We start from the raw sequence: 16,654 nt of genomic DNA on the forward strand, positions 1-16,654 counted from the left end.
TTATATTCGCGGAGCACACTATGCTCCGCTGAAACCCGATAACAATAAAAATTCTCCCTATGGAAAAGCCCACAATACTGGTTATCGATGATAACGCCGAAGTACGCCTCAGCGCCGTATTCTTTTTAGAAGATCAAGGTTTCAATGTAATTGAGGCGGCAACCTTAGAGCTTGCCAAGCCACTGCTCACCGCTAAGCAAGTGTCATTAGCCTTGCTCGATATGAACTTCTCCCGAGACACCACTTCAGGCAATGAAGGGCTGGACTTTTTGCGCTGGCTACGTGACTCCAATCTTAATGTGCCTGTGATCTGTATTACCGGTTGGGGAAATGTTGCGTTAGCGGTGTCTGCAATGCAGCTTGGTGCGAGCGACTTTATCGAAAAACCATGGGACAATCAGCAGCTGCTGCAAGCCGTGCAGCAACAACTCAAAATATCATTAAAGCAAGCGAATAGCGTAGCAAAACACAGCGAGCGCGGCGCGTTTCAATGGCGCTCTCAGGCGATGCAATCTTTATATAAGCAGCTTGCTAAAGTAGCAAAAACCGACGCTCGGGTGCTACTTACTGGGCCTAGTGGCGCGGGGAAAAGTCATTTAGCTCAGTGGTTACACCAACAATCTAATCGTTCAGCAGGACCTTGGGTTGAAGTGAATATGGGCGCGGTGCCAGAGCCCTTGTTCGAAAGTGAGATGTTTGGTCATAGCAAAGGGGCGTTTACAGATGCAAAGCAGCATCGTGTTGGTCGTTTTGCAATGGCAAAGCAGGGCACATTATTTTTGGATGAAGTTGCGACTATTCCACTTCCTTTACAAGCAAAATTACTGCGGGTGCTGGAAAATGGCAGTTATGAAGTTGTGGGTAGCAGTCAGACGCAACAAGCGGATTGTCGACTTATTTGCGCAACCAATACCAATCTTGACGACTTAGTGAAAGCCGGTGAGTTCCGAGAAGACTTGTTATATCGCATCAATACGATTGTGATTGAAGTGCCAAGGCTTGCCGAGCGGTTTGGCGATATCGTACCTTTGGCTGAGTATTTTGTCGCTAAATTCTGTGCGCAGTATGGTGAGCCAATTCGTGAACTTAGCCCAGCGGTTAAAGCTGCGTTGATTGAACACGCTTGGCCCGGCAATGTGCGTGAGTTAAGTCACGTCATGGAGCGTGCCGTGTTAATGGCGGAGGGCTTGCAGATTGAGCTCAGTGATTGCCAACTACGCTTTACCGCCGCACCGAAAGTGATCAGTGATATGCCAAGCAAGACTTTGCAACAAGTGGAGCAAGAAATGGTGGAGCAGGTGATGCAACGGGCCCAAGGCAATGTCGCAGAAGCCGCTAAAATACTTGGACTCACGGCTTCTTCTCTTTATCGGCGTTTGGAAAAATATGGCCTTAAAACATCTGGCTAGCGCCGAGTGGCGGTTTGGGGCTTACTGTACGCTGTTAACCATTAGCTGTACGGTTTTACTGACTTTACTGCTTCTGCAAGTACAGCTTGGGGTAATGTGGGTGGCTGTCGTATCGGTGAGTGTATTGGGGTTATTGGGCGGGTTACAAAAAATACTGCTGTCTCACCTTAAGCGCATTGCCATGCGTGCTAATTGGCAGCTAGAAGCGATTGCACAAAGTGATTTTACGCAAACCATTAAGCCACATTACACAGCGGGCGTGGTAGCCGAATTTGAACAGCGCTTGCTGGCCTTAAGTGCACAGCTGCACAGTCAAAAGCGCCGCTATCATAGTCAGCAGTTTATCATTTATCAGCTAATAGACAGCCTTAATACGCCAATTATGATGTTTGACGAAAAACTCAAACTTGCCTATGCCAATGGTGCATTTGAGTCGCTTTATCATCGCCCTTGGTTAGAGTGTAAGGGAATAAGCGCGGCTCAGTTTGGGCTGGTGCAACAAGATAATCACTGGCATTTTGCAGATACAGCGCAGCAATCTCGGTGGCAACTACAAAGTAGTGAATTCTTTCAAGAGGGTAAGCAGTTTTCTTTACTTGTCGCACTCGATATTACTAAGGCATTACGTAAAAAGGAGCTGGCTGCTTGGCAACACTTAATCCGAGTAATAAGTCATGAGATCCACAACAGTTTGACGCCCGTAAGCTCCCTAGCGCAAACCTTATTAGCAAGAGCAAAGGACGAAAAAGAGCAACATGCGCTAAGTGTTATTGGTCAGCGTTGCCAACATTTACAACAATTTGTGAGCCAATACGCCAAGGTTACGCAAACTCCAAGGCTAGATCGGGAGTCTGTCTCTATCATGCTGTTACTGTCTTCTGTTGCGGCGTTATTTGAGGATACCGACATCCAAGTAAATTGCTCCGTGAATACGCTCAATCTTGATAAAGCCTTAATTGAACAAGTGCTGATTAACTTAGTTAAAAATGCCATTGAGGCCAGTGGTGAAAATGCCAAGTTGACGCTACATGCTTATTATCAGCAGCAACAAGCGGTGATTGATGTGCAAGACAATGGCCCAGGCTTTGCCAACCTAGATAACATGCTTATTCCTTTCTATTCCACCAAAGAAGGTGGGCAGGGAATAGGTTTAACCGTTAGCCGCACCATTATAGAGTTACACGATGGACAACTGAGTTGTCACAACACAGACTCAGGAGGATTGATAAAAATCACTTTACCTTATTGATAATAATTATCATTAGCATATAATTGAAGTTCCTTCAAAACCTTGGCAAGGAGCTACCATGTTAGTCACTTATCTGTTGGCCAGCGGCTTTATCTTTATTGCGTATAGCTACTCCAAATCATTCAAACCACATGCACATACCAAGGCAAAACTGGCGGTGTTATTGAGCGCGGGTTTAATCGCCGCGGCAAAATGGCAGGCGGGGTTGAGTTCAACCGTGGTATTTTTGTGTTTGCAGTATCTCTTGCGGTACTTAGCTTGTTTATCACCCTTGCACAGCCACAAAAGCACTGAAAAATTACGCGCATTTAGAGCGGCTAACATGTTGCTTGCCTCAAAATAGACGTTTTAAGGTGTAACGTGCGCAAGAAATTGTTACTAAAAAGCACACTTTTTCTTTACATCTCTTGTTAAGCTAGCGCCACCGGATTTATTTAGGAAAGGTAATGCGAGCGCTACTGATAATTTTTGTTGCTTTTACGAGCTTTGGTTTACAGGCTAAGTGGCAAACCATCAAAACCGAAAACTTTAATGTGCATTATCCTCAGGCGCTTCAGCAATGGGCGTATTCTGCAGCAAATGAGCTGGAGGTAGTGCGAGATAAAGTGCTGGCACAACAAGGTAGAGCCTTGAGTGAACGTGCTGATGTGATTATTTACGATCCAGAAAATACGGCCAATGGCTTTGCATTACCCAGCACAGATAAACCAATGATGGCACTGCAAGCAACGCCGCCTCAAGCTGATTCCGTCATCGCAAATAACACCAGTTGGCAGCAGTTGCTCATTTTGCACGAATATATTCATCTCGTTCACCTATCACAGCCTAGCCGTAATCAATGGCGACAACATATCAGAGATTGGCACGATATTACCGACTTGCTCGATGCAGTATTACCGCGTTGGGTCAGCGAAGGCTATGCGACCTTGCTGGAGTCTAGATTAACGGGACGAGGACGTTTATACGATAATTACAGTGAGAGCATTGTGCGTTATTACGCGCAGCAAGGCGCATTACCGACCTATAGCGCTTTAGATAATGGCGACAAGTCTTACCTTTCCAATTCCATGGCGTACTTAGTCGGCGTACGTTTTCTAGCTTGGCTTGAGGATAATTATGGTGCACAGACGCTAGATGCCGTGTGGACAAGAGTGCAGGCGGTGGAATCACGCAGTTTTGAAACCGCATTTAGTGGTGCTTTTGGAGCGCCAGCCAGCCAGTTATATCGTCGCTTTATTGTTGAATATAGCTATCAGGCTATGCAGCAAGAGCTGGCCTTGGTTCCGACACAGAGTGAGCTTTGGCAGCGGTTCGCATATGCTGCTCGAGATATTGCATTCTCTTCAGATGGCAGTCAGTTTTTGGTGGTAGAGCAAAATCGTAAACGCCAAGTCACACTCAATATCTACGAAAACAAAGAAAATGTAGAAGCCATTGAGCAATTTAATAAGCGCAACGAAGCGATATTAAATGCCGATCCTAAAGATATTGTGGATATCGCACCCGAAGTCTTTCCAAAAAAGCGACTTGCGCAGCTTGATGCTCACAATTTTGCTGGTATCTATTACCCCCAGTGGCTGAATGACAGCCATATTTATTTCGTTGCAAAAACGCCAGCTGCAGACGATACCTTTATCAATGATTTGTTTGTCTGGAAAGTTGGTACTGGAAAGCCTAAGCAACTAACCGAAGGAGCGGGTATTCGTCGCTTTAGTATTGTTGATGCTAATACCATTATTGCGGAGGTGTCTCGTTTGGGTTACTCACAGTTAGTGACCATAGAGCTGGACTCAGGCAAGCAAACGCCGATCACCACAAGTAAGCTTGGGGATGTCCATGACTTTCCTGTGCTCTCTAATAAAAAGACGACATTGGCCTATGTGCATGTTACTCCTAACAAGCGCTGGCAACTTGTTGTTAAAGATCTTAGCCACGATACAACCGAAATTGTTTATTTACCCAAGTCACATCAATACCTTTCGGGGTTAACTTGGTCTCATGATGATGACAAGTTGTACTTTATTTCCGGAGTCGCAGGCCACTTAGCGGTGATGCGTTATGATGTGGCGAGTAAAATACTTGAAACCTTACCTGTGAGTGCTAAACCGCTTGAGCAAATTATTACCCATTCACAGCAGTTACTGGTGAGCTATGCGACCCCTGAGGGGGTCAAGGTTAACAAAATAGTGTCTCCGGCTTGGCGCACCGTAAGCGTGTTGGAGCAAGTGAATGAGGCGGAACAAAAAGAGCTACATCCTCATCAATTACCTGCGGCTAAGATAGATCAAACCGCGCTGCCCAGTTCTGATTATTCTGTGTTCGAACAGTCTTATTCTGTCGCCTTATCAGGCGCATTAAATAGTGCCTCTTTTGATAGTTTGGGCGTGGCATTAAAAGGGCAGGATGTGCTGCGCCAACTTGCTTGGCAGCTTGGCGCCGAGAAAAGTATCAATAATGGCGCGTTGATGGGTGCATTTGCCCAATTCGAATATCGTCATGAAAACTGGAAAACGACGTTTGATGCTGGATATCAAGAGCTAGAAGCGGATAAGCAGTCTCGCTCGCTACAAGCAAATACCTCGAATGAAGGTAGCTTTAAGCAATTTGCCTTGTCATCTAGCTATCGTTTTGGAGACGCATTGAATTACCTCGCTCCCGAATTGGGGGTTATTCGTGTGCAACATGGTGAAAATACTTGGAGCGGCGGGCGCTACGGCTTTAATGGTCGTGCAATGTGGGATACACAGCAGCATGGTGTAGCACTGCAAGTCTCTGCAGCTCAGTGGCTAGGTGAATTAGATGGTTTTGATTATCAGCTGAGCTTGTTCGCTAAAGCATGGCAAATTCCATTCTATGCATCGGTCGATAGCCGCTACAGCAGCGAATTGCCTTTATCTTTGGGTGGTGGAGCGCTTACCAGCACTAGTATTAGTAACGGTTTACACACTGTCAGTGAACCTATGTTGCCGCATCTATTTGCAACGGGAAGCCGCTATTTAGGCTATGAATTTGCAACGTCATGGCAGCAGGGCAAACCTAAGTTATTTTATAAGCAGCATCAGTTAGATGGAGAAGTAATTGGGCAAAATTACGGTATTAAGATGCGCTTACCTTTGTCTCGAGTTATATTAGACAAGGCCGCCGATTTTGCTCCTGCAGGATTAACCGATCTACAGTTTGGTGCCGGAGTGGGTCGTATAGAGGGGCGTAATATGACTAATGAAAACCGCGTTTGGTTTAGTGTTTGGTATGAGTTGTAGATAATCGCTGAAGATTGCTATCAAATAAGCGGGGGCGAGCCCCCGCAAATCATTCAGTTTGTTTATTCGAAGTTTAGGCTAGTTGTGATCTGCTACGATTTGCAAACCTGAGTAAGCATTATATCCGCGGATCATCACCCAATAACGCCCAGCCCCTTCATTTAGGCTGCAAGACTCAGTATTACCGGAGCGATAAGGACGACAAGTCCAATTACTGGTGGTGGGCTCAGCACCTTTTAGTACGTACATGTCAGCATCACCAGTGCCACCGCTAGTGTTAAATGTCACTGTATTCGCGCCTGCAGGTGCATCATAATAGAAGAATACCTCACTGCTTCTCGCTCCAGAAAGCCCCGTTTTTGCAACTCCCTTGATAAGCTTTTGCTCTTCACCTGGCAGCGTCACGGCAACTTGTTGTGTTGTTGACGCGGTGTCGCCATTACTATCTGTCACGGTGAGTTCTACGGTATAGCTGCCAGAGTTTGTGAAGCTATGTGAAGTTTGCGCGCCTGAAGCGGATGCGCCGTCACCAAACTGCCAACTATGCTGTGTAATAGAGCCGTTTGGTGAGCTAGATCCTGAACCATCGAAGCTGCAGCTTAGGTCATTACAGCTGTAAGTAAATAACGCAACAGGCAATGGATCGGTAGTGCCGTTATCACCAACAGGAATTTGGCCACCAAAGTGAGTAGAAACCTGAGGCCAAATTAAGCTAATTTTAGCACCTTTATTGGTACAGCCACCTAAGTGGTGTAGCGCAACAACATTATTGGTTGAGGCTGCAAGTACTGGTGAACCTGATGAGCCACCAATAGTGTCGCAGTAATAACCTATATCTGTACCAGTACCTCGGCCATTCGCCGTTGCTTGGTTAACAGAGCATAGTCCATTGGTGTCTTGATCAGACTCAATCGACAGCTCTTTAGGGTTACCTGAACCATGTTGAGGTATGTAAATACGCTCGCCCTGCGATGGATTTCGCACATCTAAGCCAAAGTAACCAAACGGCTGGGCCTTCGCGAAATCATTGATGGTAAACAGCGTATAATCTAGCGTGTAATCTGTTTTAAGGAAGTCTTTACCTGTGACTTTAACCACGGTCTCGCGCTGGCTGCCGTTACAGCTCGTGCTTTGATAGTTAAACCATACCTCAGTATTCGTCAGCTCCGATGCTGATCCCACACAGTGATTATTGGTAAACATGCGGTTATCTGCACCAACACGCCAACCCGTACATAAACCACTACCGTTCATAAGCAGTCTGGCGACTGGACGTGAGCGCTCGAATTCTACCGGATGCGATTGCGCCCAGCACTGCACGTCTTTACGTTCCATTGCGCCACAAGTTGACATAGGCGTCACATCGGTCAAGCCCTCAACAGTTGCTTGCCCTTCAGTACCATGATAGTAAAAATCGATTTCGGGTGTTTTACCAGCATTACCTTGGCCAGGGGTATATTCGATGATGACTTTATCAGCGGAGACTGACATAGCAGAAAACTGTTTAACGCCGTCATCACCGAGGCTTGGATCAACTGTTGCTGCGCGAAGGTTTGCTTGGGTGTATTCATAGCGCTCGCCACTATCCTCCGAGCGAACAACGAGTTTACCGCCGCTTGCAAGATTGAGGTGCTTAAAGTGTAGTTTGATGTAGCTTGCATCTGGGTGTGAAACTGTTTGCACAATGGTCTGTGTAGACGTTGAAGTATTTGTAGCACTGTTTTGAGTAATAAGTGGAAGGTTGAGATCGTACTTTTTACCAATCATTGCCTTGCTAGCTTTGCTGGTATACTCCATCATCTGAGCTTCCGTTAATGGCGCTTGTGCCATCGCGATACCAGATGCTAAACCTAATGCTGTGACAAGAATGTGTCGTTTCATTGTTATTCCTTTTGAGTGTGTGGTTATCCAACTTGAAATTAAAAAGTTGGGCGTCGTTCAATACCGAACCAAGCCTTGGGTGCACTGTAGAGCACGACCAATGAGTGGTATGTTTTTTGAACATCCACACACCAAAATAGAAACAATAATTCGTTTTGTAAAGTTTTATATATATTATTTTAACATAAGTTTTACTTTGTTAATTCCATGCCGGCTGATAGCTAGATGTTTTCATGCCGCCGCACTTCTAAGTCTTCTAAAGTGTACTTATTTTTATACGGTTGTATTTGAGCCTTGCCAAGAGGTGGGAAATAGATTCTATAGGCTATGTTGTATTTTTAAAGTTAGCTCTTAAAATGCGCGCTTTTAAAAATAAAACCTTAAAAATCATAAATTTACAATGTATTTTTAAAGGTTTTACAGCACTTTAACTTTGCAACAATTTAGACATTTGGAGTTGGCATTGAGCGAATATTTACCGATCGTTTCTTCTTTCGTTTTGGTTTTAAGCTTTGTTCCTTTGATTAGGAAGATCCGTAAAAATCGCAGTGTGTCAGGTGTATCACTGTTAATGATGAGTTTTGGTGTTGCACAAAGCTCTTACTTTATTGCCTACAACGTTTTCTTTGAACGTTTTTTTATGGTGCTGCCTTTTGCTGTTACAGGTTCTTTAAGTGCACTTATTTTATATTATTTTATTCGGTACAACGCAAGCTCGAAACAGCGTAATCAATTAGCACTCTTGCTTGCTTTGTCGACGTTGCCATTTGGGCTTTTATTGGCAAAGGACATCGAAGCTGCTGCGTTGCTAAATGCGTTAACTTACTTAGGGCTAGTGATGAGTTCAATTCGCGTTATGCCACAAACCTATAAAACGATTAAAAGCGGTGATGTCTCTAACTTAAGCGCTAGGTATTTCTCACTGCAGTTTTTAGCGGGAGGAATTGGATTGGCTGCAGAGCTAAGTCTTGGTCATGTGAGTGTCGCTCACGTGTTGATGTTTGTGATGATTTTACTGACTAATGCCGCACAATTAGGTTGTATTCAGTACTATCGCTCTAAACCTGCTTTAGCTTAGTGATATAACCAGACAAAACAAGGGCTAGCAAATTGCTAGCCCTTAACGTTTTCGCTCATTTCACTCGCGTAATACAAAAATTTTCGAGTTACGCTTCTAGCGCTTTTGTGATTATACGGTCGATATACGCTTTATGTGCCTTAGTTGCCTGATCGGCACCCCAAGTTGTGCTCTTATCCAAAATACTCTGCAGCTGGAATAGTGCAGCGGCTTTTGCCAAATTGTCGTATTTGCTCGCTTTACTCAAGCCTGCGACATTAATCAAGCGAGAAACGTACTCTATTTGCAGGTTTTGGCTTAGTGTCGTTGCATTCTTATCAGCAACGAAAATAGCGGCAGTTAGGTCGTTCATAACCTCGTTTAGGCTGTATTCGTTACCATAGTACGCAGAGTCGCTGATACGTTGTAATACATTCGCGTGTAGTACTTGGTCTAGTACCGACTTTTGCATGCCCAGTACCATCTTATGGACTTTAGGGTCTTCGTTCTTACCATAGTGGTTAAAGCCACGGCGCTGTGCTTGCATGTAGTTATAAAGAGGCTGCATATTTTCAAGCACGGTCGGTGCGAAAACCATCTCCTTGAGTGCGGTCATTGCTGCTTTTTGGCGCGCAAGTGGTACAGGTGTAAATGGTTTCGTTTCACCTTCAGTGCCTACTACGCTGCGCTCAACGTATACACCGCCAATTTGGCGTGAAATCACAGTTGCTTGAGCGCGGTATTGACCAAACAGCATATTCGCAGAGGTTAATAACTGTTGGTTAGACTGACCTTCAACACGCGCTTTGCCTTTTAGTTCGGTGAATAAATGGTTGACCAGAGTCATGCGGTCAACGCCGTATGTCACTGGATCTGACGATAAGTCGCCAATCATCACGCGAGGATCAATATGACGGCCTGGCGCTCGCATGTCATCGGCATCGTTGCCAAACGCTAAGCCATGTTCGCTAGAGCGAGATAAGATCTTTTCAAGGCGCTGTTGCTCTTGGGTGTCATCGTTAAGTGCCGTGCTGTAGCCATATTCTATCGCCCAGTCATCGTATGGACCTGGTTTGGTTTGGAAGATATCACCTTGTTTAACGCCTAGAGGGGCGATGTTAGCTGCTGCGTAGTCCATCACAGAGCCGGTTACGATACCTTGTGTTTTTGACTTATCGTGTACTTCTTTAGGCCCCCACAAAATCGAAGACTTCATGTTGTGGTTGAGGCCTAAGGTGTGTCCTACTTCGTGAAGAACCAACTGTACTAAGCCCTGTCGTAGCATTTCTTTGCGTTCGATGTCAGCACCTGTTGCAAGGCTTGCCGTCATCAATTGACCTTGCATTTCATGTCCAAGCGAACAGTGTAATGTATCGCTTGATGCTTCAGCACCATGGCTCATCTGCCCTTGAGAGTAGAGTGAGTCATATATCCAGCGGTTACGCATAAATACATACTCTAGCATGATGTCGGAACCAAGAATTTGGCCAGTAAGCGGATTGGCAGTTGCCGGACCATAGCCGCCAAACGGTGGGCGAGGTGATGAAGTCCAACGTAGGACATTGTAGTTGATATCGCCTGCATCCCAAGTAGCGTCGTCAGGCTGTACTTTAACCACAATGGCATTTTTAAAGCCGATTTTCTCAAACGCGCTATTCCATCCTAGTACACCATCGCGAACCGTGTCACGCCATTCGGCTGGCGTGGTGTTTTCAATCCACCATACGATTGGTTCAACGGGTTCAGAAAGCGCTGCGCTCGGGTCTTTTTTCACTAAGTTCCAACGCTTAATAACGTCTTTATACGGCGCCCAATCCGGTGATGTTTGCACGTCAAACTGATTGGTGAAATAACCGATACGTGCGTCATCGTAGCGAGGTTGGTAGCTATTGTCTGGCAGAGCGACGAAGCTATGTTGTACTTTTAGCGAAACAAAACGTGAGTCTGTTACTGCATTTGAGCCTGCAACTTTTGGGTCTGGGTTACTAAAGACATAATCAACAACGATATCTAAGTTGTTGCTGTATGGACGGTGCTTGACGATTCGAGATTTCTTGTCGTCTAATTTACCAAGGGCAAAACGTTTGCTTGCGTTTTTGTCATCCGCACGTTTCCAAGGAGATACTTTGTGTAGTGACTCACTTAAAAATAGCTTATCCGCTTTGAATAAAATGTTACCGTCTTCGGCTTTTTCAATTTCGATACTGGCGAGTACTGCTTCACTGATGTTGGCATCGCTTGCGTTGGCAATAGCTGAGTTTTCATCAAAAATAAAACGCGGCGTTCTGCTGATAATATCAATGCGGTCAAAGTGCTTTCTAAATTCAATCAGCTTCGTTTCACGATAGCTACCACGGAAATGACCAGCATCGGTAACGCCATCAACAGTATGTGCGAAGTACAAGAAAGGAGTGTTGAGTTGCGACTCATTGAGCTGCATTAAATACTCGCCACTTTCTTTGTCCTGATAAAGTGGGAATAGGCCATCAATACTGATTTTATTTTCGATAATTGAAGCGATGGTTTTTTCTTCTTCTTTTTTGTCTTTTTTAGCAAAGCTTGGGGCGCTTGCAAAGGTGAGCGCGAGGGCAATGCTTAATGCCGTTTTCTTCATAATGTTGACTCGAAATAGTAAAAACTCGAGTGTACCCAAAACATCAGAGCCTGTCAGAAACTCAAGGTAAAATGAATGTAACAAAAGATAAACGACAAAATTTTAATTACATAAAATGTATTTTCGATTCCGGAGTACAACTTTCGATTTCGGAATATCCGCTGACTTTCGCAGTTATAGTGATTTTAAATTATTGAAATTTAAAGTTATTAAATTTTGGCATAAATCTCGCTCTTAGTGCTTAGTCAGTTAGGAGGGGAAATGGATCTAGTCAAACCGGCAAAGCCAAAAAAAACCAAACATTATATTGTGGTTGCTTGTTTAGTGGCGGTGATAGTCGTTTATTTGCTGTGGCAACAGTGGGCGTCTCATTCTAGTGTGATGCGTGCTGAAATACTGGTAGCGGAGGTCAAACAAGGTCCGCTTACGTTGTCAGTAGATAGCTTTGGAGAATTACGTAGTGCTGAGCAGTTTTTATTAAACGCGCAAAGTGCGGCTATTGTTAAGGTGATCCATCACAAAGCAGGCGCAATTATTCGTAAAGGAGATGTGATAGCCGAGCTTGTGAGCCCAGATCTGGCGTTACAGGTTCAACAAGCCAAACAAGCTCTGCGCCAGTCGCGGACAATAAAAGAGCAGCTGCTACTCACTCAACAAAGGGAGCTGTTAAACGAGCAAACACAGCTGATGCAAAAACAAGGCGCGCTCAAAACCTTAGTATTGCGTCACCGCGCGGAGCAAAACCTTGCACAACAAGGCATTATTTCCGCGCTGAACTTTGCCCAAACTGAAACCAGTTTGAGTACCTTACAACATGAAATTACCATGCTAGAGCAGCAAGCTAAACAGTTACAAGCACTACATGGCTCGGCGCTTATTCTTGCCAACGAGGAAATCAATATTCGTGAACAAGAACTCAATAACTTGCTGGAAAAACAACAACAACTGGAGATTAAAGCCAGCACTTCAGGGATCATTGAGCGCATGCCTCTGGCGCTTGGGCAACGAGTCAATGTTGGTGACGAGTTAGCATTAATTGGCTCTAACCAGTCGTTGGTGGCGGTATTGTCTGTGCCACAATCTCAAGTGCGCTGGGTTGAAACTGGACAAGAGGTGATGGTGAACATGCAGGCCAATAAAGTAAAAGGCGAAGTGATCCGAGTTGACCCGGTAGTGACAAACAATAGCGTGGAAGTCGAGGTGAGTTTACCTAATGCCTTACCGAAGCAGGCGCGAGCGCAGCTGAGTATCTCTGCCAGCATCGCCATTAAGCATCTTGCCAATGCCACCTATGTGCAGCGCCCCGCCAATGCCAAAGAAAATCAAACGCAGACCTTATTTGCCCTGACTAGTGATGATAGCGCAAAGCCAGTAGAAATCACTTTTGGTGCTTCAACTGGGAAATATATTGTTATAGATTCTGGCGTTGAAGCCGGGAGACGATTAATCATTTCTGATCTAGCCTTTCTTGCCAGCCTAGATGAGACAATCTTATTAAAGTAGGAATATCAAAATGATAGTGCTTAAAAATATCAATAAAGTGTTCGAAACCGAAGAACTGCAAACACACGCACTGAGAAATATTTCACTGGAAATAGCAAAAGGTGATTTTATTTCGATCTCTGGCCCATCTGGATGCGGTAAATCTACTTTGCTATCCATCATTGGTTTAATTGACCAAGCAACAAGTGGTAGTTATACGATTAGTGCTCATGATGTGACAACTCTGACGCTTGATCAGGCCGCCGAGCTTCGCAATGAGCATATTGGGTTTGTCTTTCAGGCTTTTAATCTCATTGATGAAATTTCGGTATTCGATAACGTCGCTTTACCCCTAAAGTATCGCTCTGAAAAGCTGAGTAAGGTTGAAGTAAAGCTGCGAGTCGAGTCTTGTTTACAAAAGGTTGGACTGTCACATCGCGTTCAACACAAGCCAAATCAGCTATCAGGCGGGCAGCAGCAGCGTGTCGCGATTGCCCGTGCTTTGGTGACCGAGCCAAGCATTCTACTGGTGGATGAACCGACGGGTAACTTAGATTCGAAAAGTGGTGATCAGGTGATGCAATTAATCGCTGAATTGCATCAGCAAGGCACCACAGTTTGTATGGTGACGCACGATCCACGTTATGCCGATATGGCTCCAAGGCAGGTGAAATTGTTTGATGGTGAGCTGTTAGGCACAGTCGCTTCTGCTCAACCTGTTAGTCAACGAGCATAGAGAGGGCACCATGCAAGTGTTCAACTTAGACCGTGCAAATATTTACCATGTTAGTGTGGTGACTACGCTGAGCTGCGTATTCGTTGTGATGCTGGTCGCAATGGGGATGTTACATAGCCTGTATTTCTCACCTCTACCATACCCGGATTCAGAACGTATTGTTAAACTTGAATACCCGATGTTTGATGAAAATGGCAACGAGAGCAGCGAAGCCTTTAACTACCCATCATTGATGCATTTATACGAGCATAAACCTGCCGCAATGGAGCAACTGGCGATGGTGCATTATGCCGAGCAATTGCTTACTTCGGATGCCGATGCCCCTCAAGTTGAATCAGCTTATGTCTCGCCCGAGTGGTTTAGTATTTTTGATATGCCGCTTGCGATGGGGCGGGTTATTACTGAACCGGTCGATGAGAGTAGCCCTGTCGCTGTGCTGAGCTATCAAGCTTGGCAAAGTCACTTCAATGGTGACCCTGATATTTTAAATAAAACGCTGCGTCTGGATGAGCAAGAGTTTACGATTGTCGGTGTCGCAGCAGAGCAATTTTATGAACCTAACTTAAAAAAGCTCACGCACAACACTGCGGTTTGGCTACCTTGGCAATATAACCTAACTTTAGAGGAAGCAAAGCCGTACTGGTGGAACCGTTATGCGCTTAACTTGATGGTGGGTAAACTGGCTACAGGGGTGGAGCATGAACAAGTCAGCCTCTCGCTTTCCAACGAAATGAACACACTTTGGCGCAGCAAAGTGAGCGACAGTGAGTATTTTGCGAAGTGGCATATTGGCATTCGCGCGATGCCGTTGAAATCAATTATGCTCGGTAAGTCTCCCTTATTGTTATTTGGAATGTTTGTGGTATCGCTTGGTTTACTTGGTATCGCGCTCTTAAATATCAGTAACTTATACCTTGCAAGACTCAGTCAGATCCAGCGCCGGCTGGCAATTCAAGCGGTGGTGGGAGCAAAAATAAGAGATATTGCGCTGATGCAGTGGTTACCGCTGCTAGCACTTTGCTTAGTATCACTCGTGGTTGCAATTGGCGTGTCTTATGTTATCTGCCAGTGGTTACAGCAAGAACTAGTAGGGCTGTTGCCGCAAGCGCAGCTGATTTCGTTAACCTGGCAAAGTGTGCTTGCACTGGGATTGGTCGCTTTATTGACGAGCTGGTTATTGTTGTTAGCTGGAATGTCAGCAATACGCTTTCGTCACTTAACGCACATGCTAAAACAAAGTGGTAAGGGGAATGCCGTTGTTGTGAGTGCGCGAGTGCAACGGATCATGGCGGTGAGTCAGTTAAGTATTTCTATTATCTTGACCTTCTTCTGCTTTAATGTCGGTATTGCTGCCATATCCCATCTCAAAAATGCTTATGCGGTAGATCTCAAGAATAAATACGAAGTCACGTTTTATGCTCCTGACACAATGCCGAGAGACGAATACACAGAGGTAATGCGTCAAGCCAGTGAAGCCCTATGGAATACCGCAGAAGTAATCGCGGTGAGTCGAAGCCGTTCACCCATCGGGCAAGGTGTTGGCACTTGGTCATTGCAAGAAGTCGAGACGCTTGAACGCGTGCATCCGGTTGGCCGAGTTGTGGATAGTGGTTATCTTGAGTTTTTTTCTTTGCCGTTACTACAAGGTCAGTTTTTCGATAGTGAAGCGGTGCGCCGCGGTGAGCAGCAGTTAATTATCAATAAAACCTTTGCTGAGCAGCTAGGTGGAGAGGAAAAGGCGCTAGGCAAGCGCTTGAGTTTTAACATTACAGACGAAGATGCGGCGTTTGAAATTATTGGTGTCGTTGCTGATTTAGCCGTGCCAGGCGAACCCGCACTGCCCCATGTGTATCGAGCTGTACAAGGAAGTAATACGGCGTTAATTCAGACTCAGCAGCCAGTTACTAAATCCCATTTTTCAGCGCTGCTTACACAAGTTCATCCAGCATTGAAAATCTTTAGTTTTAAATCACTTACGGCGCAGCGTGAGCAATACCTGTTGACCGATACCTTGGTCACCTATGGAGCACTATTTATCTTTGTGTTGGCGTTGTTGCTCGTGATTATTGGCCTGTTTGGTGTCTTTCGTTATAGCCAATCACTCAAAGCTTCTTATTACGGTACGAAAATGGTGCTGGGTGCCAAACACAGCGATCTCACTCGAGAGGACCTTACTACCCACTTTAAGCACATAGGTATTGCGTTAATGATCTCCCTGACAGGGTGTTTATTATTGTCGCCATACTTTCAGCAAACATTTAATGTGGCAGAGTTTTCGATTGCGGCTGTGGGGATAGTGTTGGTGTCGAGTTTGTGTTTGTATTTTTCACTACAGCAAATACTGCGCAGGCCACTCAACGCATTAATCAACCCATCTGAATTAGTGAAGGGATAAGCATGACATTCTGGCATAAGCTATTGGGGCTAATGAGGTATAGGCTAAATCTAACGCTAGTCGTGTTATTGAGCGGCGCTTTCGCCGCCATATTGAATGCGCCAGTCTTTAATATTAAGCGTTTAGTCGGTGCTAAGGTACGCGATGTTCTTATTGAGCAGTGTTGGAGTCGGGCTTCTCTCGTGTTAGTCGCGGTGGTTATTGCTGTTTTCTTGTCTTTAGTTGTGGCGAGTATGTTTGGCATCTTGAGTCCGCTGCTTGGGATCTATCTGTTGTTCTCTATCGTATTGGTAGGCTGTATTGTTCTAGTGCTTGAGCTTCATCATGTCACTAAGCAGATCTAGGGTGATAAATGTGACAAAAAGCCGAAAAAATTGTTATATAACTCACAAAATTCGCACTTAGAAAGATCTTTATAAATCAAAGGTTTTGGTGCTTAATTGTTTGAAATTACTTTATAATTTCCGCTGTTTTTCGATAGTTATAAAAAGTTGTTCTAAAGGTGTAACAGATTCTTACAAATGTCACATCCGAGAACGCGCTAAACTTGGTACTATACGGTCAGGAAATT

The 16,654-nt window shown here is 45.0% G+C and carries 11 protein-coding genes; 9 read left to right on the forward strand and 2 right to left on the reverse strand.

Annotation, left to right across the window (positions count from 1 at the left end; all coding sequences use genetic code 11):
- The first annotated feature begins 59 nt into the window (after positions 1-59).
- From BB427_RS13600 to BB427_RS13615, 4 genes are all read left to right on the forward strand, one after another.
- Entirely contained in the window at positions 60-1,409 is a 1,350-nt protein-coding gene (locus tag BB427_RS13600) for a sigma-54-dependent transcriptional regulator (protein ID WP_069021182.1), read from the forward strand.
- Positions 1,387-2,658: a sensor histidine kinase gene (locus BB427_RS13605; RefSeq protein ID WP_069021185.1), complete on the forward strand. Its 1,272-nt coding sequence runs from the start codon at positions 1,387-1,389 to the stop codon at positions 2,656-2,658. Before BB427_RS13600 ends, BB427_RS13605 begins: the two co-directional genes overlap by 23 nt.
- A 58-nt stretch (positions 2,659-2,716) precedes the next feature.
- Entirely contained in the window at positions 2,717-3,001 is a 285-nt protein-coding gene (locus tag BB427_RS13610) for a hypothetical protein (protein ID WP_254663635.1), read from the forward strand.
- 103 nt (positions 3,002-3,104) lie between these two features.
- Entirely contained in the window at positions 3,105-5,918 is a 2,814-nt protein-coding gene (locus BB427_RS13615) for a TolB family protein (protein WP_069021187.1), read from the forward strand.
- A 78-nt stretch (positions 5,919-5,996) separates the two neighbouring features.
- On the opposite strand, the gene BB427_RS13620 is transcribed toward BB427_RS13615, so the two are convergent.
- Positions 5,997-7,799, reverse strand: a complete 1,803-nt coding sequence (locus BB427_RS13620) for a PKD domain-containing protein (RefSeq protein ID WP_069021189.1) — start codon at positions 7,797-7,799, stop codon at positions 5,997-5,999.
- 463 nt (positions 7,800-8,262) lie between these two features.
- Between BB427_RS13620 and BB427_RS13625 the strand changes: the two genes are divergently transcribed.
- Entirely contained in the window at positions 8,263-8,877 is a 615-nt protein-coding gene (locus BB427_RS13625; RefSeq protein ID WP_069021191.1) for a PQ-loop repeat-containing protein, read from the forward strand.
- An 88-nt stretch (positions 8,878-8,965) separates the two neighbouring features.
- Here BB427_RS13625 and BB427_RS13630 read toward each other — a convergent pair whose 3' ends face one another.
- Positions 8,966-11,470 (reverse strand): zinc-dependent metalloprotease, encoded by a 2,505-nt coding sequence (locus BB427_RS13630; protein ID WP_069021193.1) that lies wholly within the window; start codon positions 11,468-11,470, stop codon positions 8,966-8,968.
- A 261-nt stretch (positions 11,471-11,731) separates the two neighbouring features.
- Between BB427_RS13630 and BB427_RS13635 the strand changes: the two genes are divergently transcribed.
- The 4 genes from BB427_RS13635 to BB427_RS13650 are packed head-to-tail and all read left to right on the forward strand — an operon-like array spanning position 11,732 to position 16,427.
- Entirely contained in the window at positions 11,732-12,973 is a 1,242-nt protein-coding gene (locus BB427_RS13635; RefSeq protein WP_069021195.1) for an efflux RND transporter periplasmic adaptor subunit, read from the forward strand.
- A 10-nt stretch (positions 12,974-12,983) separates the two neighbouring features.
- On the forward strand, positions 12,984-13,688 hold the full coding sequence (locus BB427_RS13640) for an ABC transporter ATP-binding protein (RefSeq protein WP_069021196.1): 705 nt from the start codon (positions 12,984-12,986) through the stop codon (positions 13,686-13,688).
- A 10-nt stretch (positions 13,689-13,698) separates the two neighbouring features.
- Entirely contained in the window at positions 13,699-16,083 is a 2,385-nt protein-coding gene (locus tag BB427_RS13645; protein ID WP_069021198.1) for an ABC transporter permease, read from the forward strand.
- 2 nt (positions 16,084-16,085) lie between these two features.
- Positions 16,086-16,427, forward strand: a complete 342-nt coding sequence (locus BB427_RS13650) for a hypothetical protein (protein ID WP_069021200.1) — start codon at positions 16,086-16,088, stop codon at positions 16,425-16,427.
- Positions 16,428-16,654 lie beyond the last annotated feature (227 nt).

The organism is Pseudoalteromonas sp. BMB, from assembly GCF_001709235.1.
In the GTDB taxonomy this organism is placed as follows: domain Bacteria; phylum Pseudomonadota; class Gammaproteobacteria; order Enterobacterales; family Alteromonadaceae; genus Pseudoalteromonas; species Pseudoalteromonas maricaloris.

Coding starts and splice junctions, on each gene's coding strand:
- BB427_RS13600 (WP_069021182.1), top strand. CDS start 60: ATGGAAAAGCCCACAATACTGGTTATCGATGATAACGCCGAAGTACGC.
- BB427_RS13605 (WP_069021185.1), top strand. CDS start 1,387: ATGGCCTTAAAACATCTGGCTAGCGCCGAGTGGCGGTTTGGGGCTTAC.
- BB427_RS13610 (WP_254663635.1), top strand. CDS start 2,717: ATGTTAGTCACTTATCTGTTGGCCAGCGGCTTTATCTTTATTGCGTAT.
- BB427_RS13615 (WP_069021187.1), top strand. CDS start 3,105: ATGCGAGCGCTACTGATAATTTTTGTTGCTTTTACGAGCTTTGGTTTA.
- BB427_RS13620 (WP_069021189.1), bottom strand. CDS start 7,799: ATGAAACGACACATTCTTGTCACAGCATTAGGTTTAGCATCTGGTATC.
- BB427_RS13630 (WP_069021193.1), bottom strand. CDS start 11,470: ATGAAGAAAACGGCATTAAGCATTGCCCTCGCGCTCACCTTTGCAAGC.
- BB427_RS13635 (WP_069021195.1), top strand. CDS start 11,732: ATGGATCTAGTCAAACCGGCAAAGCCAAAAAAAACCAAACATTATATT.
- BB427_RS13640 (WP_069021196.1), top strand. CDS start 12,984: ATGATAGTGCTTAAAAATATCAATAAAGTGTTCGAAACCGAAGAACTG.
- BB427_RS13645 (WP_069021198.1), top strand. CDS start 13,699: ATGCAAGTGTTCAACTTAGACCGTGCAAATATTTACCATGTTAGTGTG.
- BB427_RS13650 (WP_069021200.1), top strand. CDS start 16,086: ATGACATTCTGGCATAAGCTATTGGGGCTAATGAGGTATAGGCTAAAT.